This is a genomic window from Lentzea aerocolonigenes (assembly GCF_000955955.1).
GTDB classification, from domain to species: domain Bacteria; phylum Actinomycetota; class Actinomycetes; order Mycobacteriales; family Pseudonocardiaceae; genus Lentzea; species Lentzea aerocolonigenes_A.
In genome coordinates, this window is record NZ_JYJG01000361.1 from 1 (window position 1) to 26834 (window position 26834).

At 68.4% G+C, this 26834-nt stretch carries 26 protein-coding genes and 1 pseudogene; 10 read left to right on the plus strand and 17 right to left on the minus strand.

The genetic code is table 11. The features are described from left to right. The 5 genes and pseudogenes from UK23_RS54230 to UK23_RS38025 all read right to left on the minus strand — a co-directional run. Positions 1-1270 (minus strand): annotated as a pseudogene (locus UK23_RS54230) (hypothetical protein); the annotation flags it as partial. Positions 1271-1342: 72 nt separating this feature from the next. Beyond that, positions 1343-1531 (minus strand): DUF6760 family protein, encoded by a 189-nt coding sequence (locus UK23_RS38010; RefSeq protein WP_045316620.1) that lies wholly within the window; start codon positions 1529-1531, stop codon positions 1343-1345. Next, positions 1528-1896, minus strand: a complete 369-nt coding sequence (locus tag UK23_RS38015) for a hypothetical protein (protein WP_231114862.1) — start codon at positions 1894-1896, stop codon at positions 1528-1530. The genes UK23_RS38010 and UK23_RS38015 overlap by 4 nt, the downstream gene beginning before the upstream one ends. Positions 1897-1931: 35 nt before the next feature. Beyond that, positions 1932-2375, minus strand: coding sequence for a phage tail protein (locus tag UK23_RS38020; protein ID WP_045316622.1), 444 nt, complete (start codon positions 2373-2375; stop codon positions 1932-1934). A gap of 15 nt (positions 2376-2390) precedes the next feature. Next, entirely contained in the window at positions 2391-3905 is a 1515-nt protein-coding gene (locus UK23_RS38025) for a phage tail sheath family protein (RefSeq protein WP_045316623.1), read from the minus strand. 250 nt (positions 3906-4155) lie between these two features. Between UK23_RS38025 and UK23_RS38030 the strand changes: the two genes are divergently transcribed. The 3 genes from UK23_RS38030 to UK23_RS38040 are packed head-to-tail and all read left to right on the plus strand — an operon-like array spanning position 4156 to position 7693. After that, positions 4156-5514 (plus strand): DUF7594 domain-containing protein, encoded by a 1359-nt coding sequence (locus UK23_RS38030; protein ID WP_045316624.1) that lies wholly within the window; start codon positions 4156-4158, stop codon positions 5512-5514. 20 nt (positions 5515-5534) lie between these two features. Beyond that, positions 5535-6740: an MFS transporter gene (locus tag UK23_RS38035; protein WP_045316625.1), complete on the plus strand. Its 1206-nt coding sequence runs from the start codon at positions 5535-5537 to the stop codon at positions 6738-6740. Continuing rightward, the gene (locus UK23_RS38040) at positions 6737-7693 is read left to right on the plus strand and encodes a hypothetical protein (protein WP_045316626.1); all 957 of its coding nucleotides are present in this window, start codon (positions 6737-6739) and stop codon (positions 7691-7693) included. Before UK23_RS38035 ends, UK23_RS38040 begins: the two co-directional genes overlap by 4 nt. Here UK23_RS38040 and UK23_RS38045 read toward each other — a convergent pair. Beyond that, positions 7673-7870, minus strand: coding sequence for a hypothetical protein (locus UK23_RS38045; protein WP_156213688.1), 198 nt, complete (start codon positions 7868-7870; stop codon positions 7673-7675). The genes UK23_RS38040 and UK23_RS38045 overlap by 21 nt on opposite strands. A gap of 125 nt (positions 7871-7995) precedes the next feature. Here UK23_RS38045 and UK23_RS38050 point away from each other — a divergent pair, with 125 nt between their 5' ends. Beyond that, positions 7996-11244, plus strand: coding sequence for a hypothetical protein (locus UK23_RS38050; RefSeq protein WP_156213689.1), 3249 nt, complete (start codon positions 7996-7998; stop codon positions 11242-11244). 4 nt (positions 11245-11248) lie between these two features. On the opposite strand, the gene UK23_RS38055 is transcribed toward UK23_RS38050, so the two are convergent. The 10 genes from UK23_RS38055 to UK23_RS38100 form a co-directional block, all read right to left on the minus strand. Then, positions 11249-11947 (minus strand): DUF4157 domain-containing protein, encoded by a 699-nt coding sequence (locus tag UK23_RS38055; RefSeq protein ID WP_045316629.1) that lies wholly within the window; start codon positions 11945-11947, stop codon positions 11249-11251. An 18-nt stretch (positions 11948-11965) separates the two neighbouring features. Beyond that, a complete protein-coding gene (locus UK23_RS38060) occupies positions 11966-13930 on the minus strand; it encodes an ATP-binding protein (RefSeq protein WP_045316630.1) in 1965 nt (654 codons plus the stop codon). After that, a complete protein-coding gene (locus tag UK23_RS38065; RefSeq protein WP_045316644.1) occupies positions 13927-14553 on the minus strand; it encodes a DUF4255 domain-containing protein in 627 nt (208 codons plus the stop codon). The genes UK23_RS38060 and UK23_RS38065 overlap by 4 nt, the downstream gene beginning before the upstream one ends. 89 nt (positions 14554-14642) lie before the next feature. Continuing rightward, positions 14643-14906: a hypothetical protein gene (locus UK23_RS38070; protein WP_045316631.1), complete on the minus strand. Its 264-nt coding sequence runs from the start codon at positions 14904-14906 to the stop codon at positions 14643-14645. Positions 14907-15032: 126 nt separating this feature from the next. Continuing rightward, positions 15033-16319, minus strand: a complete 1287-nt coding sequence (locus UK23_RS38075; protein ID WP_045316632.1) for an ABC transporter substrate-binding protein — start codon at positions 16317-16319, stop codon at positions 15033-15035. 11 nt (positions 16320-16330) lie between these two features. Then, the gene (locus UK23_RS38080) at positions 16331-17389 is read right to left on the minus strand and encodes a branched-chain amino acid ABC transporter permease (RefSeq protein ID WP_196778069.1); all 1059 of its coding nucleotides are present in this window, start codon (positions 17387-17389) and stop codon (positions 16331-16333) included. A gap of 38 nt (positions 17390-17427) precedes the next feature. After that, the gene (locus UK23_RS38085; protein ID WP_045316634.1) at positions 17428-18315 is read right to left on the minus strand and encodes a branched-chain amino acid ABC transporter permease; all 888 of its coding nucleotides are present in this window, start codon (positions 18313-18315) and stop codon (positions 17428-17430) included. Beyond that, positions 18308-20128, minus strand: coding sequence for an AMP-dependent synthetase/ligase (locus tag UK23_RS38090; protein ID WP_045316635.1), 1821 nt, complete (start codon positions 20126-20128; stop codon positions 18308-18310). The genes UK23_RS38085 and UK23_RS38090 overlap by 8 nt, the downstream gene beginning before the upstream one ends. Then, complete coding sequence (locus UK23_RS38095; RefSeq protein WP_045316636.1) at positions 20125-20904, minus strand: ABC transporter ATP-binding protein; 780 nt, start codon at positions 20902-20904, stop codon at positions 20125-20127. Before UK23_RS38095 ends, UK23_RS38090 begins: the two co-directional genes overlap by 4 nt. Continuing rightward, a complete protein-coding gene (locus tag UK23_RS38100; protein WP_045316637.1) occupies positions 20892-21665 on the minus strand; it encodes an ABC transporter ATP-binding protein in 774 nt (257 codons plus the stop codon). Before UK23_RS38100 ends, UK23_RS38095 begins: the two co-directional genes overlap by 13 nt. A gap of 201 nt (positions 21666-21866) precedes the next feature. Between UK23_RS38100 and UK23_RS38105 the strand changes: the two genes are divergently transcribed. The 3 genes from UK23_RS38105 to UK23_RS38115 are packed head-to-tail and all read left to right on the plus strand — an operon-like array spanning position 21867 to position 23534. Continuing rightward, on the plus strand, positions 21867-22331 hold the full coding sequence (locus UK23_RS38105) for an SRPBCC family protein (protein WP_045316638.1): 465 nt from the start codon (positions 21867-21869) through the stop codon (positions 22329-22331). A 12-nt stretch (positions 22332-22343) separates the two neighbouring features. Further along, positions 22344-23063 (plus strand): SigB/SigF/SigG family RNA polymerase sigma factor, encoded by a 720-nt coding sequence (locus UK23_RS38110; protein ID WP_045316639.1) that lies wholly within the window; start codon positions 22344-22346, stop codon positions 23061-23063. A gap of 45 nt (positions 23064-23108) precedes the next feature. Then, a complete protein-coding gene (locus UK23_RS38115) occupies positions 23109-23534 on the plus strand; it encodes a DUF4383 domain-containing protein (RefSeq protein ID WP_045316640.1) in 426 nt (141 codons plus the stop codon). Here the strand turns inward: UK23_RS38115 and UK23_RS38120 are convergent. Next, complete coding sequence (locus UK23_RS38120; protein WP_045316641.1) at positions 23521-24444, minus strand: DNA topoisomerase IB; 924 nt, start codon at positions 24442-24444, stop codon at positions 23521-23523. The two genes, UK23_RS38115 and UK23_RS38120, sit on opposite strands and share 14 nt — an antisense overlap. A 49-nt stretch (positions 24445-24493) precedes the next feature. Between UK23_RS38120 and UK23_RS38125 the strand changes: the two genes are divergently transcribed. The 3 genes from UK23_RS38125 to UK23_RS53195 are packed head-to-tail and all read left to right on the plus strand — an operon-like array spanning position 24494 to position 26725. Further along, complete coding sequence (locus tag UK23_RS38125; protein ID WP_045316642.1) at positions 24494-25561, plus strand: carboxylate-amine ligase; 1068 nt, start codon at positions 24494-24496, stop codon at positions 25559-25561. Positions 25562-25587: 26 nt separating this feature from the next. Further along, positions 25588-26337, plus strand: a complete 750-nt coding sequence (locus UK23_RS52215) for an iron-containing redox enzyme family protein (RefSeq protein WP_045316643.1) — start codon at positions 25588-25590, stop codon at positions 26335-26337. 25 nt (positions 26338-26362) lie between these two features. After that, complete coding sequence (locus tag UK23_RS53195) at positions 26363-26725, plus strand: STAS domain-containing protein (protein WP_052685413.1); 363 nt, start codon at positions 26363-26365, stop codon at positions 26723-26725. Positions 26726-26834 lie beyond the last annotated feature (109 nt).

Below are 26834 nucleotides of genomic sequence, written 5' to 3' on the forward strand. Positions count from 1 at the left end.
CCAGCCCTCGGCGAGCTGGCATCGCATCACCTGGCCCGTGGACTGTTGATGCCGGATCAACCAGCCTTTGGACGGTCGGTGCCGCATCAACCGACCCTTGAACAGCCGACGTCGCCTCAACCGGCCTCTGGACAGCCGTTGCTGAACCGACCGGTGGCTCGACCGTTGGCGTCGCCCCGACATCGCGCTGGACTGTCGACGGCTCAACTCTCGGCTGGCCGGACACGGACGACGACCCGACCAGCCGCTGTGCGACAGGCTCGGCGAAGTCGGCCTGGGTCAGAGTGTGCGTGGCTTGGCCCGCGATCGGCAGGGCGGATCCACTCCCAACCGGCCGTCGTCCTGCCGGCGCAGCAAGATCGGCCTGGGTCGAGGCGGGCACAGCGGAGTCGGGGCCGACCAACCGCTGCGCTGCAACATCGGCCGGCGTGGCGGTGGGTGCGTTCGCGGTGTGGCCCGCCACTGGCAGGTCGGACTCAGCCCCCACGAGACGCTGGGCAACGGGTTCCGCAGAACCGGACGGCAGTCCGGGCTCGGAACCCACCAGACGCTGGGCGACAGGCTCGATTCCGGCGACCGGCCCGGTCTCGGAACCCAGGCCCGGGTGGGTTGTCAGCTCCGCAGGGGTGGCCGCGCTGATGTCAGGCGGCCCGCCCGGCCGGCCGGGCGGATCGGGACGAGCCAGCACAGGCATGCCGGGGGCGTCACCCACGAACCGCTGAACCGCCTGCACACCACCGAGGCCCGGTGCCGAATCGCCGACATCTCCAGCAGGGTCCGGCACACCGGCGGGCGCCGGAACGTCGGATGCTCGTTGCAGCACCGACGAGATCGGCTCTCCGAGGCCCAACCTCCTCGGCCGGGCGGGGCGAGGAGGCTCCTCCGGCACCGAACGCTGAACCTCCGGACCAGCCGCGGCGATGACGGGAGCAGCTACCGCGTCGCCCTCACCATCAGGCGCGGCAGCCTCCACCGGCTCGGGCTCGACCACACTCCGCGCCACCACAACTGGCGACGGCGCAACAGCCGTCGGCACCTGGGAGACGACAGGGGCGTCGGACGAACGGCTCGCCCGCACCGTCTTCCACTCCGACGGCTCCGCAGCGGGAGCAGCCACGTCCGCGATCGACCCCGCGGGCTCGGCCGGGCCCACCGCGTGTGCCAGCGGTGCCAGGAACGACGGGTTCTGCCAGGCGCTCAACCCTGCCGAGAACGACGACACCGGGTTGATCAGCGGGTGCGGTGCGACGACTCGCTGCAGTGGCGGCAAGTGATGCCACTCCGACCGGACAACCGGCAAGGAAGGCGCTGCAGCACGCCTGCGAAAGGGCCACACAACGAGTCACCTCCCCGAGCCAGAGCCACGACCAGAGCCAGAACCAGCTGAAATCCGCGTGTTGATGCGGCCGATCTCCTCCACGTACCGCAACCGCTCGGCGTGCTCCAGGTCCAAAATGGACTCAAGAGACCAGTGGAAGTGGTAGGCGACGTACGCGACTTCCGAGTACAGCCGGTCTGGCGCGTACGTCACGATTCCCCCAGGCGCCCACCCGCGATGTCGACCTCGAACCCGTGCCCGCAGGAAGGACACGCGACACCGGAGCGCGTGTGGCCCTCGCTGTTGATCCGGCGGTACATGTCCTGCAGGAAGGCCAGATCCGAGGCGAACAGGTTCTCGATGATCCCCGCGTGAACGTCCACAACGGACCCGATGCGCACGACGACCCGGCCCAGCAGGACCACTGTCAGGAACGCCGAGTTCTCGCGGACCCGGTCGTCCCGCAACGGGATCAGCTCGTCGCGAGCCGTCGCCAGTCTCATCACGCCGTCGCGATGCACAACCCCGGAGTCGTCCACGTACCCGCGCGGCAAGGAGAACGCGAACTCGGTCTGCATAACCGGAGCAGCAGCGACGGCAGAGGAAGAGCGCTTCACTCGACTTCCATCTCCTCGTAGGTGACCGTGAGCTTCTCGGTCAGCACGGAGGTGTCGCCGGCCTTCAAAGTGCCGATCTCCAACGACTTCGGCCAGCAGCGCACGATCTTGTAGCGCTTGATGGCGGCGCCCTCGTAGTCGTAGACGACGACCACGCCGTTCTTGCGGGCGCTGGCCATCTTGCCGAAGCGCGAGTCCTTGATCCACTTCTCGAACGAGTTGTCCGCCGTCAGACCGCGGGTGAGGACGACCTCGCCCGCCTTCGCCCTGCCCGGCAGCTTCTTGATGACGTACTTGCCGTCGGCCATGTTCTGCTTGAGCTCGATGACGTCCTGCTCCATCTTCAGGCCGGTCACCTCGGAGATCTGCTTGATCGTGATGCCGTCGACCTCAAGGCCGAACGAGTGGCCTACCGACGTGTCGAGATCGGGGAGTGCCATGTCGATGAACCGCCTTTACTCGTTGACCAGACTGGTGCCGCCCTGCATCTGGGCGAGCCGGAAGATGACGAACTCCGCGGGCTTCACGGGTGCGATGCCGACCTCGCACACGACCTGGCCGAGGTCGATGCCCTCCGCCGGGTTGGTCTCGCGGTCGCACTTGACGTAGAACGCCTCGTCGGGCGTCAGGCCGAACAGGGCGCCCTTGCGCCACTCCATCACCAGGAAGGCGGAGATCGTCCGGCGAATGCGGGCCCACAACGCGTCGTCGTTCGGTTCGAACACGACCCACTGCGTTCCGTCCAGAATGGACTCTTCGAGGTAGTTGAAGAGCCGACGGACGTTCAGGTAACGCCAGGCCGGGTCGGACGACAACGTACGAGCGCCCCAGACGCGAATCCCGCGGCCGGTGAAGGCCCGGATGCAGTTCACGCCGATCGGGTTCAGCAGCTCCTGCTCGGCCTTCGTCAGCTGGGTCTGCAACGCCACTGCGCCGCGCACGGTCTCGTTCGCCGGAGCCTTGTGCACGCCCCGGGAAGCGTCGTTGCGCGCCCACACACCGGCCATGTGACCCGACGGCGGCACGAAGATGTTGTCCGAAGTGGACGGATCGTAGACCTTGATCCACGGGTAGTACAGAGTCGCGTACTTCGAGTCGTAGCCCGCCTCGGTCTGCTTCCAGTTCTTCACCTGGTCCGGCGACAAGGAAGGCGGCGGGTCGAGGATCGCCATGCGGTCGCCCATGAGCTCGCAGTGCGCGATGATCGCGGACTGCACGGTCTTGACCGCCTCCAACGTGATCAGCCCGCGCTGGTAGGAGCTCATCAGGTCCGGTACCGAGACCATCGTGACCTCGTCGATCGCCTCCAGGCCACCGAAACCGGTGCGATCGGCCACGTCACCGACGTAGTCGTCGGGCACGACCTTGCGCGGCACGGGCGGCGGGGCAGGAGCCTCGCGCAACGCCACGGAAGCCTTGTCCGGGCGAGCAAGCGACGCCCCGGCGACCTCCTCGATCGTGATCAGCTTCGAGGCCGCGTTGACGACCACCGCGACGTTCTCCTTGCCGCGCTTGGCCGACACCTGGTGCGTCTCGACGACCTTGCCGTTGTCCTTGACGATCAGCGCGAACCGGTCGTCCGGCTGGTTCTCCCCCGCCGCGTCGCCGACCTCGACGGACAACGAGCCCGCACCGAGTTCACGAGCCGACACCCGGTAGCCGCCCAGCTGCGCCTGCGGGCCGGCGGGCAGTGCCGCGGCCGAACGCGAGCCGCCCACACGGACGACGTAGCAGTTGTTGCCACCGTTGAGGAAGTAGCCGTAGACGGCCAGCGGCAGGTAGCAGCCCTCGGCGAAGTCGCCGAACTTCTCGGTGTACTGCGCCCAGTTCGAGACCAGCGTCGGGGTGTTGTAGTCACCCTTGGCCGCGAACCCGACGAACGCGGCGACGGCAGTGCCCACGCCCTCGATCGGGCGGGCACCTGCCTCCACCTCCTCGACGTACACGCCCGGCGAGAGATAGGTGGGCATCGACGGCCTCCCATGTCGTACGGAACCCTGTACGAGACATGCTCCGGCGACCTGGGAAAACCCGACACGACCGCGCGGCGGTGCCAGAGGGAGCCGGTGACTGCCCAAATGGGCAGCCACCCGCAGTGCCACCCCAGAGGGGGATTTCCCGCCCGTTCACCGAACTGCCGCCGAACGATCACCGCACGAGTCTCATCTGAGCCCTACCCTTCGCGACGGCCCATGTCCGCCAACAAGGAAGTGCGCTGGCATGAAACGTCGCAGGGCTCCCTCAGCCGTGCTCACCACGGTCGTCGTCACGGCGGCCACCCTCACCGCCTCCACCGCGGCTCACGCAGCCACCACCACGTTCACGCCCACTGCCGACACCTACGTCGACAACTCGGCGACCGGTACGAACTACGGCACGTCCGGTCAGCTCGGCACCGACAACTCGCCGGTCAAGCGGACGTTCCTCAAGTTCACCGTGTCCGGGGTGAGCTCGGTCGGCAACGCCAAGCTGCGCGTCCACACGGACGACGTCGCCGGTTCGGAAAGCCCGAACGGCGGCACGTTCCGGTCCACGTCCAACGTCAGCTGGACGGAAACCGGTGTCACCTGGAACAACCAGCCCGCCGCCGACGGCGCCACGCTCGGCTCCCTCGGCGCGGTCGTCCGCAACGCCTGGTACGAGATCGACGTGACCAGCTACGTGACCGGCAACGGCACGTACAGCATCGCGATCACGTCCTCCAGCACGGACGGCGCCGACTACGACTCACGTGAGAGCGGTGCCACCACGGCTCCGCAGCTCGTGGTCACCGACGGCACGACGCCGCCGCCCGGCGACCCGGTGTGGGTCGGCGCCGGCGACATCGCGGACTCCGGTTCCGGTGACACCGCGACGGCCACTCTCCTGGACAACATCCAGGGCACGGTCTTCACCACGGGCGACAACGTCTACAACAGCGGCACGGCGTCGGAGTTCAACTCCTACTACGAGCCGACCTGGGGCCGTCACAAGGCGCGCACCAAGCCCTCGCCCGGTAACCACGACTACAACACCAGTGGCGCCACGGGGTACTACAACTACTTCGGATCGCTGGCCGGGCCGTCGGGGCGGGGTTACTACTCCTACGACATCGGCAACTGGCACATCGTGTCGCTGAACTCCAACGTCAGCATGTCCGCTGGCAGCGCGCAGGAGCAGTGGCTGCGCCAGGACCTGGCGGCGAGCACGAAGCCGTGCACCGCGGCGTACTGGCACCACCCGCTGTTCACCAGCGGTGCCAACCACGCTCCGGAGACGGCCACCAGGCCGTTGTTCCAGGCCCTGTACGACAACAACGCCGACCTCGTGGTCACCGGGCACAACCACCAGTACGAGCGGTTCGCCCCGCAGAACCCCACCGGAGGCCTCGACAACGCGCGCGGCATCCGGCAGTTCGTCGCGGGCATGGGCGGCGCGGGCGCCTACCCGTTCGGCACGATCAAGCCGAACAGCGAGGCCCGCAACACCGGCACCCGCGGTGTGCTGAAGCTGACGCTGCACAGCAACAGCTTCGACTGGCAGTTCGTCCCCGAGGCGGGCAAGACCTACACCGACAGCGGCACGACCAACTGTCACTGATCTAACAGCTGGAGGCCGGTGTGTACTTGTCCACATTAGACAAACCCAAGTCGGCGAACTGGAAAGGGCTGAGCGGCAACGTCTTCGCGCTCGGCACGGTCAGCCTCATCACCGACGTCTCGTCGGAGATGGTGGCCGCGGTCCTGCCGCTGTACCTGGTCATCGGCCTCCAGCTCAGCCCGGCCGCGTACGGGCTGATCGACGGCGTCTACACGGGCGCCACCACGGTGCTCAGGCTCGCCGGCGGCTATCTCGCCGACCGGACGAACCGGCGCAAGGCGGTCGCGGGCTTCGGCTACGGCATCTCCGCCGTGGCGAAGCTCGGGCTGCTGGCCGCGGGCAGCTCCCTGACCGCGCTCGGCTTCGTGATCACCGCGGACCGGGCGGGCAAAGGACTGCGCACCGCACCACGCGATGCGCTGATCACCTTGTCCACGCCCAGTGGTGACCTGGGCCGCGCGTTCGGCGTGCACCGGGCGATGGACGGCATCGGCGCCTTCGCCGGACCACTCGTCGCCATGGCCGTGCTCGCGGCATCGGCACAGTCGTTCGACGCCGTGTTCGTCGTCAGCTTCTGCATCGCCGTGTTCGGCGTGCTGGTGCTGGCCCTGTACGTCGAGGACCGGCCGGAACCGCTGGAGCGCAAGGAGCCCATCAAGCTCGCGCTCCTCAAGGACCCGGCGGTCCGCAAGATCGTGCTGGCCGCGTCGCTGCTCGGCCTGGTCACGATCGGCGACGGGTTCGTGTACCTGTTGCTGCAGAAGCGGGAAGGGCTGGCGTTCGGCTGGTTCCCGCTGCTCGCCGTCGGCACGAGCCTGGTCTACCTGCTGTTCGCCGCACCGCTGGGCGCGCTCGCGGACCGGGTCGGCCGGCTGAAGGTCATGCTGTGCGGCTACGGCGCGCTGACCGTCGTCTATCTGCTGCTCTTCGGACCGCTCGGCGGCTGGCCGCTGCTGGTGCTGGTCGTGCTGCTCTACGGCGTGTTCTACGCCTGCACGGACGGCGTGCTGATGGCACTCGCGGGCCCAGCACTGCCGGAGCGCCTGCGCACCACCGGAATCGCGCTGATCCAAAGTGGACAGGCACTCGCCTACCTCGGCTCTTCCGTCCTGTTCGGACTGACGTGGCAGTTCTGGAGCCCGGAAGCCGCCACCAGGACCGCCGCCGTCGCGGTCGTCCTCGCCCTGATCACCACCGCCGCACTGCTGGGACGTCGCAAGCCGTGAAGAACCGACTGCTGATCACCGTCATCGCCGCCGTGCTGCTCGCCGGTGTCGCCATCGGCTACACCGTGCTGTCCGGCGCGTCTCCAGGAGAGACCGCGAACTCGGTTCCGCTCGACTCCGGTCCGCGGCTGATGGTGCTGAGCAACGGCAAGCTCTCCACGGTGTCCCGCAACGACCCCGGCGGCCCGCGTGAGGTCACCGAGCAGCTCTGCGACCGCGTTTACAGCGCTGCCGGCACCATCTCGTGCCTGCGTCCGGTCGGCGCGCTGAAGGCAGGCGAACTCGCCGTGCTCGACAGCGACCTGAAGGAGCTCCGAACCGTTCCGCTGACCGGTTTCCCGAACCGCACGCGGGTGTCCGCGAGCGGCCGGATGGTGGCGTGGACGTTGTTCGTCGACGGGCATTCCTACGCCGCCAACGGTTTCTCGACCAGCACCGGAATCCTCGACACGGTGACCGGCACGCTCGTCCAGTCGCTGGAGGAGTTCACCGTCGAAGGCATGCAACAGCGCCCGGCCGACTCGAACTTCTGGGGCGTCACGTTCACCGCCGACGACAACCGCTTCTACGCCACCATGTCGACCGGACCGCACCGCTACCTGATCGAGGGTGACTTCGCGGCCAAGCACCTCAAGCCGTTGACCGGTCTGGACAACGTCGAGTGCCCGTCGCTGTCCCCGGACGGCACCCGCATCGCCTACAAGAAGGCGGTTGACGGCGATCCGCAGAAGGGCTGGCGCGTCTCGGTGCTCGACCTGGCCACGCACAAGATCACGCAGCTCGCCGAGACCCGGACCGTCGACGACCAGCCGGCGTGGATCGACGACAGGACCGTGGCGTACGGGATCCAGCGCGATGACGGTCTCAACGACGTGTGGTCCGTCCCGGCCGACGGCAGCGGCGAGGCGAAGGTCCTGGTGCCGGAGGCCAGCTCACCGGCGCCGCTCGGCTGACCGCCAGGCCACCAGCCCGAACGCGAGGAGAGCGGCGGCGCATCCGGCGATCACCGTGCCGGTGGTGACGTTTCCCTGCCACCGCAAGGCGAGGCCGGTCACCAATGCGACGACGGCCACCACCGCCATGCCCTGGACCCAGCGCGGCCACGCCGTGGGGTCGATTCGCTTGCGCACCACCGCAGGTTAGCGCCGGCAGTGCCCTGACCAGCCCGATCTGCCCCAACGGGCAGCGTGATCGGCCTCTGCGCACGGACCTCGTGGCGTTCCGCCGCACGTCGCGCTCTCCGAGAGTGGACGACGTGAGCGGCTTCGACCGTGAAGAGAAACGGACTTCCCAGGAGACGGCAGGCCGGTCTCCTGGGCCGAAGCCGCCCGCACACGCGTTGTTCGCCCTGCAACGTTCCGCCGGGAACAGCGCGGTGGCCGGCATGATCGCGCAGCGCACTCCCGACTCCGGGCAGCTGTCGGAGATCAACGCGACGGCGGACGCCGTGGTGCACGAGGCGTCCGCGAAGTCCGGCGCACCACCCGAGGAACGACCTCCCGCCGAGGACCGGGCCGCGGTCAAGGCACGGCAGCGGGCCGCGTTCGCGCAGCCGGACAAGGTCTCGGCGGAACGCTCCAAGGTCGCCTCGGCGGCCTCCGAGACCAAGTCGGAAGCTGCCAGGCCGGCGACTCCGGTGACGCCACCCCGTCCCGCCGCCGCGCCGGCGGAAAGTACCGCGCCGCAAACAGAAGCGCCCGCAGCCGCCGTCGCCTCCGCCAGTGCCGCGGTCGCCCAGGCCACCGCGGTGCCCGTGCCGGCTCCCCCGGCTCCGGTCACGCCACCGGCGTTCGCACCGCCCGTCGACTCGGCCGGGCGCCCGGTGCCCGGGAGCCCGAGCGCGGACCAGGCCGTCGCGGCCGTCGCGATCGAACTGCAGCAGCTGCGCCACGCCGGACACCAGTTGGCGGCCGAAGCGGCGGCGTCCCGTGCACGTGGCCACGCCCTGGAAGCGGGATTGCAGACCGCGCGCGCCAAGGTCGCTGAGGCGGACACGTCGATCACGACCGTGCGCGGGCACGTCGACCAGCGTCGTGCGGTCGCCGAGCAGTCGAAGACAGCGCTGACGACGTCGCAGGAGAAGGCCGCGAAGGTCACGGCCGAGGCGCCGGGGTTCGCGTCGAAAGCCGACGAGGGCAAGGCGAAGACCGGTCCGATGGTGTCCGAGGCGCAGCAGCTGGGCGGGCGGGCCGCCTCGGTGCAGCCGGAGGACGCCGAGGCCGCGGGCAAGGCGCGCGAACAGGCGGGGCAGGTCGACAAGATCGGCCATGACCTGGGCAGCATCGACGGTGCCATCAACGCCACCGGGCAACGCGCGACCGGGCTCGTCGACGAGGCGACCCGTGCGACGGCTCTCAACACCGAGGCTGGCGGCAAGATCTCGGCCACCGAGGCCACGCTGGCGTCGACCACCGGCAAACTCGACGAGCTGACCGCGCAGAACACGCAGGCAAAGGTGGATGTCGCCGCACTGGCGGGCGGACCGGCCGAGATGCGCGAAGGTGCCGCCCAGCTCGACGAGCGAGGCACGGCGGCGATGACCGCGTCGACCGCGCTGGAGTCACGGCTGCACGCCACGCAGACCGCGTACCTCGGCGCGATGGCCTCGGTGCCGGCCCGGCAGCCGCGTCAAGGCCGTGCCGTGCAACGAGAGGCGTACGGCGACCGCGAGAAGGTCAACCTGACGCATGGCCTGCCCGCGTGGCTCAGCGGCGAGGAACCGCCGTCCGCCGCAGCCCGTGCCCAGCAGGCCGCGGCCGCCGAACAGCGCCGGTTGGACGAGCTGCGCCAGATCGAGGCCGAGTCGCACGGGAACTTCGCGTCGCTCGGCGCCGGTGCGAAGGCGAGCCTGGCGTTGCGCATGACGTTCTCCCGCCTCACCGGCTCGCTCGGCGCGACGAACTGGCCGAAGTTCGGTCTCAACGTCCTGCGCGGGTTCGTCGACCCGCGGGTATCCATGACGGGCGTCCTGAGCGGCCTAGGCATGATCCTCTCCGGCGGTGCCAACCTCTTCAGCCGCCAGCAGTGGGAACGCGACCCGGTCGGCAACCTGCTGAAGTCCGCCGCCGACATCGCCACCGGCGTCACCATCGTGCTCGGTTCGGTGGCCGGCCTGGCGATCGCCGTCATCGCCATCTGCGCCGCCGCCATCCTGCTGACCTTCGGCGCCGCGAGCGTCGTCTGCGTCCCGATCATCACGTTCTGCAGCAGCCTGGCCGCCACGGTCGGCCCGTGGGCGGTGGAGGCGGCCGCGATCGCCTTGGAGCTCAACGCGTTCGTGCTCATCAAGAACCTCGTCGACGCCGCGACCGCCGACACCGCGGGCCGCCTGCGCCAGGAGTCCGAGGACATGGCCTCCGACACCGAGACCATGGGCGTGATGGCCATGCAGATCGCGGGTGAGAAGGCAGGGCAGGTGGTCGGCCCGAAGATCTCGAACGCGGTCGGTGCCGTGCAGTCCGGCCTGCAGGGTTCGACCTCGGTGGCGGCACAGGCGATGGGTGCGGCGATCGGTGACATCCGCGGCGCGGTGGCGGCGGGGCGGCCGTTCGGGAGCGGCGGCGAATCCGCGCCCGTGGCGGAAGGTGCCGCTGCTGCAGAGGGATCGGTCGCGGCCGGGGAGGCACCGGCCGTTCCGGAGAGCGCTGTGCCTGACGCGCCAGCGGTTTCCGAGGCACCTGCGGCCGCCGAGGCACCTGCGGCGGCGGAAGGTCCTGCGGTCTCTGAAGCCCCAGCGGTGAGCGATGCGCCGCCCGTGTCCGAACGCGCCCCCGCCGCTGAACCACCACGGCCCGTTGATCTGCCTGAGGGCACCGCCGCGAACGACAACGCCATCCCCGACTTCGAACCCGTCGACCTCCCTGAAGGCACTGCGGCCAACGACAACGGACGGCCGTGGGGCGAACCCGCCGAAGCGGCCGTGCCCGTCGAAGAAGCCGAACCGCTCGCCGCCACCGGCACCGACGGCCAGCCGGTGCGCACGGTCAAGGGCGGCACGAGCACCAACCCGGACCGTCCAATGGCATCGGCGGGCAGCGGAGAACGACTCGACCCGCGCCAGGTGGAGATCATCGGCGAGTTCGCGGAGGGCCAGGGCAAAGCCACCAGCGGGGACTTCGGCGCGGACGCACGTGAACAACACGGCATGCACGACGCCGACACACCGGGCGGTGCTGGGCAGCCGGCAGAGCTGGAACGCGGCAACTTCGCCCACGAACACGGCGACGTGCTCGTGCCGGAGGACCAGATGCCGCGCGGCCTCGACCCCGAGTTCGAGCTCGACCTCCCGGACGGCGGCACCAAGAGGCTGGACCGCGTCGACTGGGACAACCGCGTGATCTACGAGATCAAGCCGAACAACCCAGTGGAGATCGCCAAGGGTCAGCAGCAGGTCAAACTCTACGTGCACTACATGAACCAGCAGACGGGATTGCCAGGTGGCTGGTCGGGCAAGGTCGTCACCTACGACCCCGCGACCGCCGCCGCGCTGCTGGGTCAGAAGTGAGAGCTCACTCGGCGGAGGCTTCTTCCTCTTCTTCCGCCCGCTGCACGAACGTCTGCGCGGTCTCCTCCTCTTCCGGCGCCGCCTCGCGCTGCACATGCGCCTCGTCGCCGTGCGAACCGTGATCCGCACACCGCTGCACCGGGGCAACTGGCGCCGCCATGATCCGATCCGCGTTCGCCACCGCGTCCCGCTCGAACCGGTCCGACGGATCGCTGACCTTCACACCGCCACCGGTGTCGGTGCCGTCGACCGGTCCGGACCGCTGCTGCACCACGTGCGTGAGCTCGTGCGCCAGCATGTGCTTGCCGGTGTCCGAGCCGGGGTCGAACTTGTCGCGCTGGAACACGATGTTCGAGCCGACGGTGTAGGCCTGTGCGTTGACGGACTTGGCCGAGTCGTGTGCCGCGGAGTCGGTATGCACGCGCACGTCGGAGAAATCGGCGCCGAAGCGGCCTTCCATGTCGGAACGCACGTCGGCGGACAACGGCGAGCCGCCGGACGTGATCACGGTGGGGGTGTCTTCGACGACGGCGCCGACGCCCGCGTTGCCGACGGCGCGTTGCAGGCCGAGCATTCCGGCCGGGCCCAGGACGTCGGGACGGCCCGCGGCGGCCGCGCGGCCGAGAAGATCGGTTTCCTCGTGCTGGATCCTGTCGCCCTTGGGGCGCAAGGATGTCTCCGAGTCGTGTTCGTGTCCGTGCATCTCCCGCTCCCTAGGTCCCTAACCCACCAGACGTTCGGTGGCCAGTTCGAAGTACCGGCCGAACTCGCGTTCTCCCACCAGGCGGCCGAGCTTGCGGTACTCGCGGGCCACGGCACCGATCAGCTCGACCATGCCGATCACGTGGCCTGCCGCGGCGGCCAGGTACGCCGCTGTCACGGCCGCCGAACGGATGTGGCCGCCCGCCAGTTCGAACGACGCCGCCAGGAAGTCCAGGTCCACATCGGACGATCTCGGCACCGAGCCGCCCAGGCAGCGGTCCCACAGGCCGCGCCTCAACTCGGAGTCGGGCAGCGGGAAGTCCACGATCACGTCGATGCGGCGGGTGAAGGCGTCGTCGAGGTTCGCGCGCAGGTTCGTCGCCAGCACCGCGATGCCGTCGAAGGACTCCATGCGCTGCAACAGGTACGCGCTCTCGATGTTGGCGTAGCGGTCGTGCGCGTCACGCACTTCCGAGCGTTTGCCGAAGATCGCGTCAGCCTCGTCGAACAGCAGCACGCCGTTGACGCCGGCCGCCTCGACGAAGATCCGCTCCAGGTTCTTCTCGGTCTCGCCCACGTACTTGTCCACCACGGTCGCGAGGTTCACGGTGTAGAGGTCCAGCCCCAGCGACGCCGCGATCACCTCGGCGGACATCGTCTTGCCCGTGCCGGAGTCGCCCGCGAACAACGCCGTCACGCCACGGCCACGACCACCGCCTGGCCGCATGCGCCACTCGTCGATCACGCGGTCGCGGTGCTTCGCGCGAGCGGCCAGCTCGCGCAGCAAGGAGGTGACAGTCCCAGGTAGCACCAGGTCCGGCCACGAGACGGCGGGTTCGATGCGACGGGCCAGCCGTTGCAGACCACCGGCGTTCTGGCTGCGGGCACCGGCGCGCAGATGCCCGGCGTCCACCAGCCCGTCGTCGGCCAGCGCCGAGACCGTGGCGGCGTGCGCGGCCCGGCTGATCTGCGTCGGTCCCAGGACGAAGTGCGCGGTGACCTCGGCCGGGTCGATGCCGCGCGCCAGCTTGCCGTCGAGTTCGGTGCGCCACAACGAGACCCGCACGTCGAACGGCACCTGCACCGCGTCGTGCTGCAACGGCGGCATCCGCGTCCAGCGCGGTTCCCACGCGCCCGGCCCGTAGGCGACGACCGGGATCTCCTCGTGCAGCAACGGATCCAGCGTGAAGTTCGAGTCCACTGAGCCGACGACGATCCCCGCGCCCCTCAGCAACGCCTCACGCGTGACCGCCAGCGCGTCCGTCATGCGCGCCGCGTCCACCAGCAACGCGGGGAACCCCGCTCGCGCCAACGCAGACACCGCCAGCTCCGCCGCACCGCCGCCGGGATGCTCGCGCAGGTAGACGAGCCGCACACCGCGTTCGACGCCGCGTGCCAGCCTCTCCGCGCCCGGCATCGGCACCGGATCTCCGGACAGGGAAACGAAATCCGTCAGCAACGGGTCCGGCCGGTCGTCACCGAGCAGGTGCGCGCCGACCCGGTCAGGCACCCGCAGCGACCGGCTCAGCAACGGCCGTTCCGCGTCCTCCAGAGCAACGAGTCCTGACCTGACGAGCGGACTGCCGCGATCGAGGCGCGAACGGCCCTGTGACGAGGCCTCCGCGAGCCCGCACAACCGCAACGCGAGCCCCACCGTCGCCCGGCGCCGCGTCACGTCGTCGTTCAGGTACCCGTAGAACTGCTCGAACCGGCTGTCGACGTCCGGCGCCAGCGCGACCAGGAGCAGCTCTACGTCCACTTCGGACAGAGAAGCCTTGCGCGCCAGCCGCCCGAGCCGTCCGTCGGCTGCGGACGAGACGAACGGCGAGAACGGCTCCCTGCCGCTGTCCAGCAACGCCTCGATGACCTCGTCCGACAGGTACAGCCCGCGAAACGGATCGTCCGGGTTCGGGTCCGTGGCCCGCCGCGCCGCCACCGCCACCCGGATCCGCCGCTCCAGCCCCGCCATCCGCTCGAAGATCATCGCGCCACCTTGCGCATCCCCACACCGTCCGCGGAAACGTTGTGCCGCACCCGTTCCTCACCGGTGTGCAGCTCCACGCCCTCGCGCGCGGGAGGCCCGGCGGCGAACTTGCGCCCGGACGACACCGGCGCCGACACCACGACGTCCAGCGACGGCTTCAGCTCCCCGCCTAGCGCACTCCAGACGTCCGCGAACGCCCGGTCCTCCGGCGGGGGCAACGCGACGGTCATCGGCACCGGCAGCGCCAGCTCTTCCAGTGACCCGGTGAGCAACCTGGGCGGCACCGCGTCGTACCTCAGAAACCCGATCAGCAGGTCCGACAACAGCCTGTGCTCGTCCTCCGGCCGCTGCGTCCACGCCGTGACCAGGTACGACAGCTTCATGTGCCGCGGCGGCAGCTGACGGGACGCGACCTTCCCCTGCGCGTCGTACTCGTTGAGCAACCCGCGCTGCCTGCGCCGCATGTCCTCGCGGATGTCGTAGAGGTAGATGTTGACCGTGGGCGCGTTCCGCCGCGCCGCCCAGTCCTTGGTCGGCGCGTCGAACGCGACGTCCAGATCGGAACCGCGCAGCGCCTCGTCGCGGACCAGGCGGCGCAAAGCCTCGTCGACCTCGTGAATCACGCCGTCCACGATCGCGCGCGGAAGACCGCACCACGACCAGCGCGCTGACGTCCCGGCGGACACGATCGGCTGCCCCAACGGGCAGCGGCTCAGACCGGCAGGGGTCGCATCCTGTCAGGCATGTGGGCGCGTAACGCGTCGTGCAGCAATGTCACGTCGTCCGCATCCAAGACGACCGTTCCGGTGGCGCACGCGAGAACCGCCTCACCGGTGCGCTGATCGGGCACGTACCGGAGTGCCACATCCGGCACCGTGCACGACTCCGCCTGACGAATCGCGGTCAGCAACTCCGACACCCGTTCGTACCCCAGCCGCGCGCTCCAGCGCAGCGCGGCCGGGGGACGGACGAACAATCGGAGGCCTCCTGCGGCTCGGCGAACCTCGACGCACGTCAACACCGCAACAACCTCCTACAACTGCCTCACCAGCGAGACTAGCCAGAAAATCGCGCCGTCAGAGGCAGGTGTCACCCGTTCGGTTCATTGGTAACAGGGCTTCTCGAACTTGAAATCTTTTGCTGTTGGGCCGGTGAAGAAGTCCTCTACCAGCGTCACTCCGGTCGGCGCGGCGTCGTCCGGGCGGTAGATGAGTGATTGACGGAACAGTGCATCCTGCGCAGAAGCGGAGAAATTGCCTGCACCCGAAGGAAGCATTCCCTCGTAGTCCACAGAGGTGAGTTGACGCACCGCGGTGAGCAGGCCGGCGCGTGTCAGATCCTTGTTCGCGGCCGCCTTCTCCAGCGCCGCCTTCAACGGGTACGCCCACACCCAACCGGCCGTGTAACCGTCGTTCGGCGTCACGCCCGGCAGCGCGGCCCGCATCGCGGTGTGGCCGACGGACTCGGTCGCCCACGCCTTCCACGGCGCCGACTGCATGTACAGCGCCTTGATCGCGGGCGCGGCCGGCGACTTCAGCAGACCGGGGTTCCAGGTCGGCGAGGTGCCGATGAACTTGCCCTTGTAGCCACGGGCAGCGGCCTGGCCGACGATCACGGCCGCATCCGTCGGGCCGGTAGTCAGGATCACCAGGTCGGGCTTCTTCGACACCACGGCGTCGATCGCGCCGCCCTGGTTGTCCTGCCCGCTCTGGGTGGTCACGTTCTCGAACGACAGCCCGCGCTTCTCCGCGGCGATCTTCGCCCCGGCCGCCGCGTCGTCGCCGTAGTCACCCGCGAGGTGCACGGCCATCACGGACTTCACGCCCATCTTCTCGACCGCGTAGTCGACGGTGTTCATCGACTCGACGCAGTAGTTCGTGCCGGACTCCAGGATTACCTCCTCGAAGCCCCACAACGAGGTCCACGACGCCGGCACCGACACCATCTGGGTGTTCTCCAGGTCCTTCAGGATCGCCACGGTCGTGGGAGAGCCCAATGTCTGCGTCAGGGCCAGGACCTTGCCCTTGATCTCCTGGTAGACCTGGTTGTGGATCTGCGGGTTGTACTTGTTGTCCTTCACGTACGTGGTCACGTCGATCTCGTAGCCGCCGATGCCGCCGCGGTCGTTCACGCGCTTCCAGAACGCCTTCTGCGCGTCCGTGATCGGCACGGCCAGCGTCTTGAACGGGCCCTCGGTGAGGTCCGAGATCGTGCCCAGGTAGATACAGCCCTTGGCCTTGTCGACGGCCTGCGGGCACGCCTCCTTGGTCACGCCGAAGTCGACCTTGATGCCGCCCGCGCCCTCCTGCGGCGCGGCGCCGTCCCCGCCACGGCACGCGGCAAGAACCAAAACTCCCACGAACAAAGCGCTCAATCGCTTACCAGACATGGGGATTCTCCTCAGTACGAGAACGGCCAGGTGCGCCAGTAGTTGCGGACGCGCACCCAGATGCCGAACAACCCGCGTGGCTCGACGATCAGGAACACGATGATGAGCACGCCGTAGAGCACCGCCTCCACCTGGAAGACCGTGACCGCGCCGGTGGCGTCACCACTGATGAACGGCAGCACCGCGGGCAGCTCCCTGGTGATGCGTGGCAGCAGCGTGATGAACAGCGCGCCCATGATCGCGCCGGAGATGGTGCCCGCGCCGCCGATGAGCACCATCGCGATGTACTGCACTGACAACAGGAGACTGAACGAGCCGGGATCGAAGAACCCGTTCATCACGAACAACAACGCACCCGCGACACCCGCGTAGAACGAGGACACCGCGAACGCCAGCACCTTGTACTTCGTCAGGTCCACGCCGATCACCGACGCGGCCAGGTCCCGGTCCCGCACCGCCGCGAACGCCCTGCCCACCCGCGAGCGCACGAGATTCCGTGCCAGCACCCCGAAAATCACCAGCAGCACGAACATCACCAAGTACAACTGCTGTGCTGCCGTGAACACCGCGTTGTCCTGGTCCAGCCGCACGCCGAACAACTCGGGCACCGCCGCGGGCCGCCCGACCCCTGGCCCACCGGTCAGCGACGTCCACTCCCGGAACACGTGCTCTCCCAGGAAGACCAGTCCCAGCGTCACGATCGCGAGGTAGAGGCCTCGCAACCGCACCGCCACCGGCGCGACCAGCACGCCGAAGAACGCGGCCACCAAACCCGAGGCCAGCAACCAGATCGGCAGCGACGTGATGCCGAACCCGATCACCCGCCCGGTTTCGGAGCCCGAAAGCGCCGCACCCGTGTACGCACCGATCGCGAGGAAGAACGCGTGCCCCAACGACACCTGGCCCGCGTAGCCGGTCACGATGTTCAGCCCGATCGCCCCGATCGCCGCCACGAACCCGGTCGCGAGCAGCTGCAGCAGGTCGTCGGTGATGGCGAACGGCAGCACCAACGCCAGAATTACGAGTCCGCCAGTCCACGCACGCTTCGGGCGCGTGTTCAGGAACGCCATGTCTTGGGCGTAAGAGGTGTACAGCTCAGGACGACCCTTCAAAGCCGCTCCACCTCCCTCTTGCCGAACAAGCCATACGGTCTGACCAGCAACACCAGCAGCATCAACGCATACGGCGCGACCAGCCCGAAGTTCGGTCCGAGCCAGGGCGCGAAATCACCTTGGTAGGTCCCGAAAAGCGACTCGACGACACCGACCGCGAGCCCGCCGACCACTGCGCCGCCCAACGACTCCAGGCCGCCCAGGATGATCGCGGGCAACGCCTTCAGCGCCACGATCCACAGTTGCTGATCCACGCCCGCGCCGGTCGCCACGAACACGCCGGCCAACGCGGCGAGCCCGCCCGCCAAGGCCCAGGACAGCGCGAACACCGACCCGACCGAAATCCCCTGGGCCAGCGCGACTTCCTGGTCGTACGCGACAGCACGCATGGCGAGGCCGATGCGCGAGTACCGGAAGAACAGGAACAGCGCAGCCGTCACGACAGCGGTCGTCCCGATCATGACCAGGTACCGCTGCTGGACTTCCGCTCCCAGGAACGAAACCGTCGTCAGGCCCCACGGATCGCCGACCTGCCGCACCTCCAGGCCGATGAACGCGTTCGTCACGACCCGGACCACGACGTCCACGCCGATCGTGATGATCGCGACCACGAACACCGGTTTACCGACCATCGGCCGAAGAACCGTGCGCTCGACGCCCAACGCCAGCACCGCGATCACCAACGCGGCAACGATGACCGCGCCGAAGAACGACACCTGCGGGGCCAGGTACGAGACCAGCACCGCGCCCGCCAGCATGAACGCCGGCTGCGCGAAACTGATCACCTGCGTCGACTTGTAGATGATCACGAAGCCCAGAGCGAGCAGCGAGTAGATGGATCCGGTGCCGAGGCCCCGGACCAACGACTGGAGAAACTCATCCATACATGCTCTCCACGAGGTCGTCGAACATCTTGCCCAGCGCGGATCTCTTCACCTTCTGCGTCGCGGTCAGCTCGCCGTCCTCGTGGTCGAGCTCCTTGGGGAACATCCGGAACTTCTTGATCTGCTCGACGGAGGCGAACTTCGCGTTCACCTCGGTCACGATCGTCTGCACCAGCTCCAGGACCTCGGGCTTCTCCGACAGGTCCCGGTAGGTGGTGTAGGGCAGCTTTCGTTGCTGCGCCCAGTGCCCGACCGTCTCGTACTCGATGCCGATCAACGCCACCAGGTACGCCCGCTGGTCGCCGATCACCACAGCTTCCTTGATGTACGGGGAGGTCTTCAGCGCGTTCTCCAGCTCGGACGGCGCGATGTTCTTGCCGCCCGCGGTGATGATGATGTCCTTCATCCGGTCGGTGATCTTCACGTGCGTGCCGTCGACCCACTCGCCGACATCACCGGTGTGCAGCCAGCCGTCAGTCACGACACGCGAAGTGGCCTCGGGATCACGCCAGTAGCCCGCGAAAGTCCCACCATGACGAGTGAGGATCTCGCCGGTCTCCTCGTCGATCCGCAGCTCGATCCCCGGCTGCGGCTCGCCGACCGTACCGACCTTGACCCGGCCAGGCCGGTTTCCCGTTGCCACGGCGGTGTTCTCGGTCATGCCGTAGACCTCGTGCATCGGCACTCCGATGCCCATGAAGAACTTCAGCACGTCCGGCGCGATCGGCGCGGCACCGGACGAGGCGTACCGCACATACCGCATGCCGATCCGGGCCTTCAGCGCGCGGAAGCAGAACAGCCAGCCCAGCGCATAGGTCACACGACTCGACCCCGTGTGCTCACCGCCGGTCCGAACCAGCGTTGTGCCGATGCTTTCCGCTCGGCGCAACCAGAACCGCGTGACGGAACGCTTCAGCCAGGACGCTGAGGACACCCCGATCGTGACGCCCGCCAGCACCTTCTCCCAGATCCGCGGCACCCCGAACAGGATCGTCGGCTGCACCTCGCGCAGGTTCGCCTGCACGGTCTCGATCGACTCGGCGAAGTGCACCTGCACCCCGGAGGCCGCGCTGAACCACGTCGTGAAGATGCGTTCGGCGACATGGCACAACGGCAGGTACGACAGCGTGACATCGGTGGAGGACGGCGGTGGCGAAGTGAAACCGCCGCCCTCCACCAGCACGTGGACGGCGAACTCGACGTTCGCCACGGTGAGCATCGCGCCCTTGGGCGGCCCGGTGGTGCCGGACGTGTAGATCAACGTCATCACGTCGTCGGGCGACGTCCGGGCCATCCGGGCGGCCAGCTCGTCGCCGTGCGAGTCCCGGTACCGCGCGCCCATCGCGAGGAAGTCGTCCCACCACAACAGCTTCGGGTTGTCGTAGCGCCCCTTGATGCCGCGCGGTTCCAGGTAGACGATCCACTCGAGATCCGGTGTGTCCTCCAGCACCAGCAACGCCTTGTCGACCTGTTCCTGGTCCTCCGCGATCAGGATCCGCGCGCCCGAATGCGACAGCAGATAGGCGACTTCGGACGCCGGGTTCGTCGGGTACAGCCCCACCGTGATGCCTCGCGCCGCGACGACACCCAGATCGGCGTAGAGCCACTCCCGGCGGTTCTCGGAGTGGATGGCCACCCGATCGCCCGGCTGCAAACCCAGCGACAGCAAGGCGTCGCCGACCAGTTCGACGTTCGCCCAGTACTGCGCCCAGGAGACTTCCTGCCAGATGCCGAAGTCCTTGGCCCGCATCGCGATCTGGTCCGGCGTGTTGGCCGCCCTGTTCTTCACGCGGGTCACCACGGTCGTGGTCATGACGCCACACTCCGGTGCTGCTCGCCCAGGTAGGCCCTGATCACGTCCGGATCGGCCTGCACCTCGGCCGGCGTGCCGGTGCGGATCGGACGGCCGAAGTCCATCACCATCACGCGGTCGGCGAGGTCCATCACGAGGCCCATGTCGTGCTCCACCATGATCATGGGAATCCCGAGCTCCTCGCGTACGTCGAGGATGTACCGGGCCATGTCCTCGGTCTCCTCGACGTTCATGCCCGCGACCGGCTCGTCGAGCAGCAACAACCGGGGCTCCATCGCGAGCGCACGGCCCAGTTCGACGCGCTTCTGCACGCCGTAGGGCAGCAGTCCGACCGGGAACCTGCGCCACTGCTCCAGCTCCAGGAAGTCGATGACGTCCTCGACCGCGGACCTGTTCTTCAGCTCCTCGTCGCGCGCCCTGCCGAGCAACAGAAAGGCGCTCAAAGCGCCGTACTTCATGTGGTTGTGGCGGCCGAGCATCAGGTTGTCGACGACCGTGAGGTGCGAGAACAGCTCGATGTTCTGGAACGTGCGCGACATCCCGCGAGACGCGATCCGGTGGGGCCGCAGACCCAGCAGGTTCTCGCCGTTGAACTCGACAGACCCCTGTTGTGGCCGGTAGACGCCGCTCAGCACGTTGAAGATGGACGTCTTGCCGGCCCCGTTCGGGCCGATGATCGCGAAGAGCTCGCTCTCCCCGACCTCGAACGACACCCCGTCGACGGCCACCACGCCGTCGAACGCCAGGCGGATCCCGTCGACGCTCAGGACAGCCATCGCTTCCTCCGCTTGTAGTGCTTGACCGCGCGGAACGAGGAGGTGCCGAGGCCGAGGTAGAACTCGCGGATGTCGTCGTCGGCCAGCAGCGCGGCAGCGGGCTTGTCCATCACGACCTTGCCGGTCTCCAGGACGTAGCCGTGGTCGGCGATGGAGAGCGCCATGCTGGCGTTCTGCTCGACCAGCAGGACGGTGGTGCCCTGTTCGTTGATCTTCACGACGAGGTCGCGGATCTGCTGGACGAGTAGCGGCGCGAGGCCGAGGCTGGGTTCGTCGAGCAGCAGGTATTCGGGTTCCGACATCAACGCCCGGCCGATCGACAGCATCTGCTGCTCTCCGCCGGACAAATAGCCCGCGCTCTGTCTTCGCCGCTCCTGCAACCGCGGAAACAGCTCGTAGCAGCGGTCGAGGTTCTGCTTGAGGCGCTTCGGCCGTGCGTGCCCGCCGACCTTGAGGTTCTCCTCGACGGTCAGCTCGGCGAGGATTCGGCGGCCTTCGAGGGCCTGCTTGATGCCTCGATCCGCGATTCGAGCTGGTGAGAGCTTGTGAATCGGTTCACCGTCGAGCGTGATCGAGCCTTTGGTGACCTTGCCGTCGTGCACGTCGAGCAGGCCGCTGAAGGCCCTCATCAACGTCGTCTTCCCAGCCCCGTTGGCTCCGAGCAGGGCGACTACCTGGCCTTTGGGCACCCTGAGGCTCACGCCGCGGAGCACCAGCATCACGTCGTCGTAGACAACCTCGAGGTTGCTCGCCTCCAGCACCGGCGCCTCCTAGGCGTGGATTGCCGATCAGTATGACGTGGATCACAGCCGTTTATGACCACTGTGGGCGATTTCGTGATGCGCAGATCGCGATTGGTCCAGCACTCTCCGTGTCCGTCCAGAGTGGACCGAACACGATGTGTAACAGCGCGTCGCATGGGTACTCACCTAATGCAAGCAACTTCATGAGGAGGAGGTTTCGTGACCACCATTGAGAAGTCGGTGGATGTCCACGTGCCCGTGAGCACGGCTTACAACCAGTGGACCCAGTTCGAATCCTTCCCGGCGTTCATGGACGGCGTCGAGAAGATCGACCAGGTCACGCCGACCAGGACCCACTGGACCACGAAGATCGGCGGTGTCGTGCGCGAGTTCGACGCCGAGATCACCGAGCAGCACGCCGACGAGCGGGTCGCGTGGACCACGGTCGACGGGCCGCCGCAGGGTGGCGTGGTGACGTTCCACCGTCTCGACAACGACACGACTCGGGTTCACCTCCAGATGGAGTACGACCCCGAGACCTTCACCGAGAAGGCCGGAGCCGCGCTCGGCGTGGTCGGCCACCGGGTCGAGGGCGACCTGAAGCGGTTCAAGGAGTTCATCGAGAACCGGGGTGTCGAGACCGGCGCCTGGCGAGGCGACGTCACGCCGCCGCCTCAGGTCTGATCGCGGTGCACGTTGACGCCAGATCAGCAGGCGGCGTTTGAGGAACTCGCCCGCACCGGCCGTGACTCGCCGCGTTACTACACGCTGCGGGACCGGCTGGTGCGCGAGTACCTCCCGCTCGCCCGGCACATCGCCCGCCGCTTCAGCGAACGCGGCGAGCCCATGGAAGACCTCGCGCAGGTCGCGGCGGTCGGGCTGATCAACGCCATCGACCGGTACGACGTGGGCCGGCAGACGGACTTCCTGTCCTACGCCGTGCCCACGATCACCGGCGAGGTGCGCCGCCACTTCCGCGACCAGTGCTGGGCGGTGCGGGTGCCGCGCAGGTTGAAAGAGCTGTGCGACTCCATCGACGGCGCGACCGCCGAGTTGTCGCACAAGACCGGGCGATCTCCTACTCCCTCCGAGATCGCCCGGCACCTGGGGGTCCCGCTGTCGGACGTCTACGAGGGTCTGCGCGTGGAGAAGAACGTCGCCTTCGCGCCACTGGACTCGCTGGAGTCCTCGACCGTCGACGACCCCGCTCTGGAAGGCGTCGAGATTCACGAGGCCCTGCAGCCGATGCTGCGGGGCCTCCCTCGGCGTGAGCGGACAATCGTGGTGTTGCGGTTCTTCGGCCGGTTGACCCAGACGGAGATCGCGCGCCGCGTCGGGATCTCCCAGATGCACGTCTCGCGCCTGCTCACGAAGTCCCTGGAGCAGCTGCGCCACGATCTCCTGGCAGAGGACTGAATCAATGAGCGAGCGCGAATGTCCGGTTTTCGCGATACTGGCCGCATGAACCGGTTGCGGTGGCCCCAGAAGCTGGCGATCAGCACTGGCGCCCTGCTCGTGCTCTGGGGAGTGGCCGGGTTCTTCGTGACCGGCCTCTCGTCCTTCGCCGGCGAGTCCGACACGTCGATCCTGCTGCTGCGGGTGAACCCGCTCCAGAACACGCTGCACCTCGTGTTCGGCGCCGCGCTGCTGCTGGCCGCGCCGAGGCTGAAGGCGTTGAGCGGCGTCGGGCTGCTGACCGCGGTGCTGTTCCTGGCGATCTTCGGACTGGGCCTGGCCCGCTACGACGACCAGGTCGTCAACTTCCTGAACGTCAACCCCGGCAGCAACGCGCTGCACCTGTTCGCCGGGTTCGCGTCGCTGGCGGCCGCCCAGGGTGCCGCGTGGTGCCGGCAGTGCGACCGGGCAGCCGCGCTCAAGGCCGCTTGAGCAGTTTCCGCACCGCCCGTTCCGGATCGCCGTTGCCGATCACGTCGCCGTTCTCGAACGCCTCGACCAGGCGTGGGTCCACGTAGGACTTCCGCGCCACGGCCGCCGTGTTCCCCAGGTGTTCGGCCACTTCCTTCATGACCGCGCTGACCGCTCGTTTCGACGGCTTGCCGCGTTCCCTCAACGCGTGCGCGAACGCCTGGGCCGCACTGACCGTCGCGTGCCAGGTGCGGAGGTCCTTCACGCTGAACTCGTCGCCGACCAGCTCGCGGAACCGTTCGTTGATGTCGTCGGCGGTGAGGTCGAAGACGCGGCAGTCCGGCGTCTGGTCCTTGAGCAGCGAACGGACAGCGCGCGCGAGCTGCGGGTCGGTGATCTCCTCGTCGACCTCGACGCCGTGCTTGGCCGGGAACCGGAACCTGACGCGATCCCCGCGCACGCTGAGGTGCTCGCACAGCAGCGTCGCGACACCGTGGGTGCCGTTGTCCTCGGCGTACTCCTCGTGACCGACGCGGAAGACGCCGAGGTCGAGCATGCGCAGGGCAATGGCCAGCAACCGCTTGCGGCCGCGCGACCTCATGTCCTCGACGATCTGCTCGCGGAACCTCTTGAGGCGCGGGGCGAGCTTGAGCACGCGGTCGAACTTCTCGGCGTCGCGGTCGGAGCGCCACTTGTCGTGGTAGAGGTACTGGCGGCGGCCCGCGTCGTCGTAGCCGAGGGCCTGGATGTGGCCGTTGGGGTGCGGGCAGATCCAGACTTCGCGCCACGCGGGCGGGATGACCAGGGCTTTCACCCGCGCGACGTCGTCGGCGCCGAGGGACTGGCCGTGCGCGTCCAGGTACCGGAAGCCCTTGCCGTGCCTCACGCGCGTCCAGCCGGGACCGGACGGGATGCTGCGGCGAAGTCTCATGTGGCCACCTCGTGGTTGATCAGCACGAGATGCGGGTACCCGCTCGCCGATGAATGACTACACGGTCGGTGTGGAACAAGAGTTCCTTCTTGTTGATCCCGAGTCGCGGCGGCCGGTAGCACTGGCGCCCCGAGTCCGGGAGATCTCTCGCGCGCCCGGTGACCTCGACGTGCAGGGCGAGCTGACGCCGTTCCAGATCGAGATCGCCACCGGGATCACGCACTCCTTCGAAGAGCTCGACGAGCAGGTGCGCAGCGCCCGCAAGGTGCTGGTGACCGCCGCGGACGAAGCCGGGTGCCGGCTCGTGGCCACGGGCATGCCGACGATCGGGAAGGCCGGTCCTCCCCCCGGAACGGATGACCCCCGCTATCACCAGATCGAGTACTCCCACCGGAGGCTCGTCATCGGGCAGGGTGCTTGCGGGCTGCACGTGCACGTGGGCGTCGAGTCGAAGGCGGAAGCCCTGGCGGCGTCCAACAAGCTGCGGGTGTGGCTCCCGACGCTGCTCGCGTTGAGCGCGAACTCTCCGATCTACGAGGGAGAGGAGACCGGCTACGCGAGCTGGCGGTCGATGGTGTGGTCGCGCTGGCCGGTCAGCGGGCCGCCGCCGTTGTGGGAAGGTCCCGAGCACTACGACCGGACCGTCGACTCGATCATCTCGACGCAGGCGTTGCTGGATCGGGCGATGGTGTACTGGGACGTGCGCCCGTCGGCGAACCACCCGACGGTCGAAGTGCGCGTTGCGGACATTCCGCAACTGGCAACGGAAGTGGTCGTGCTCGCGGAGCTGATCCGAGCCCTCGTCGTGACGGAACCCTCCGAACAGCGGGTGGACGATTCCGTGCTGCGAGCGGCATATTGGCGGGCGTCGCGCGACGGGGTCGACGGACTGGCCGCCGATCCACACACCGGAAAACTCTCCCCCGCGTTCGACCGGGCAGCACAGCTCGTAGAGCACGTTGCGGTCGCACTGCGCGATCGCGGCACGCTGTCTACTGTGGAGCGGCAGTTGGACTGGTTGCGCCACAACGGCAGCGGTGCCGCTAGGCAACGGCGTTGCCCGGACCCCGTGTCCCTTGTGGACATGCTGATCGCCCGAACGCGTGAGGAAACCTGATGCGCCTCCCCGCACCCCGCGGCCACATGAGCTCAGCTCTGGTCGCCGCACTCCGCCGGCCGCCCGCCCCGCGGCCGGCGTTGCTCGTCAGCGGCGGCACCAGGGAGAGCTTTCTCGACGACGACCTGCAGCTGTCGTTGTGGATCTGCTACGAGCTGCGGATGAGCGGCTTCGACGACGTGGACGCCGGGTGGGAGGACAACTCCGCTCTGGCCCAGTTCCACGCGGCACTGGAAAAGCGCTGGGAGTCGTCACTGCGTTCGCTGTCCGAGACGGCCCAGCAGATGACGGAGCCCGCGCCGCTGTCGTCCGAGGGTGTGGCCGAGCTGCGCAAGCACCACGCGTTCTGGCAGCCGCGCCGCGAGATGCGCTCGGTGCTGCGCGACATCCAGGGCGACGCCTACGGCAAGCGGTCCGAACGCACACACTCGGTGCTCTTCGCCGTGACGCTGCGCGACGTCGACCCGGTGGCCGTCGACGAGATGCCCGCACTGACCCTGGCCCTGGTGAACGCGCTGTCGTTGTTCGGCCTGCACCAACGGCTCGTGGGTTGTCTGGTCGGCTTCCTGACGGCCGTCGACACGATCGGCGGTGACCCGTTCGCCCAGCTCCTGCCCGTCCAGTGCCCGCCGGAGGACGTCCGCCTCGGCTTCACCGCGTGCCACGAGCTGCACGCCCGGCTCACCCAGCACGTCCACACCTGCCTGGAAGCGGGCCGCACGTCACTGCGGGGGCGGTGGCTGGTCTCGCAGGGCAGGGTTAACGTGGGCTGTTAGAAGCGCTTGTTCCGAAGGGAGAACCGTGCCCGACCCCACCGCTCTGGCCTCCGTGGTCGTCGACCGGATCGCACCCGATGTCGTGGTGCTGCACGTGTCCGGCGAGCTCGACACGACTTCCAGCAGCGAGCTGACCACGCCGCTCAACACCCAAGTGGTGTCCGGCAACCGCGCCGTCGTGGTGGACCTGGGGGGCGTGAAGTTCCTGGGCTCGGCCGGGTTGGAGGCGTTGGTGCTGGGGCAGCAGAGAGCGGCCAAGGCCGGCGTGGACTTCGTCGTGGTGGCGTCGTCACGGGCGGCGTTGCGGCCGATCGAGGCGACCGGGCTGGGTTCGGTGTTCACGATTCTGCGGTCGGTGGACGAGGCCGCGGAGCGCTACTCGTCCTGAATTCGTTGGCCCGCACCGAGATCGCGTCGCTAGTAGTGCTTTGTCGAGTCAGCAAGAACCCGGGGTGTCAGACGCTTCGATGGTCGCGTTCTCACGGCTCAAGGCCGAC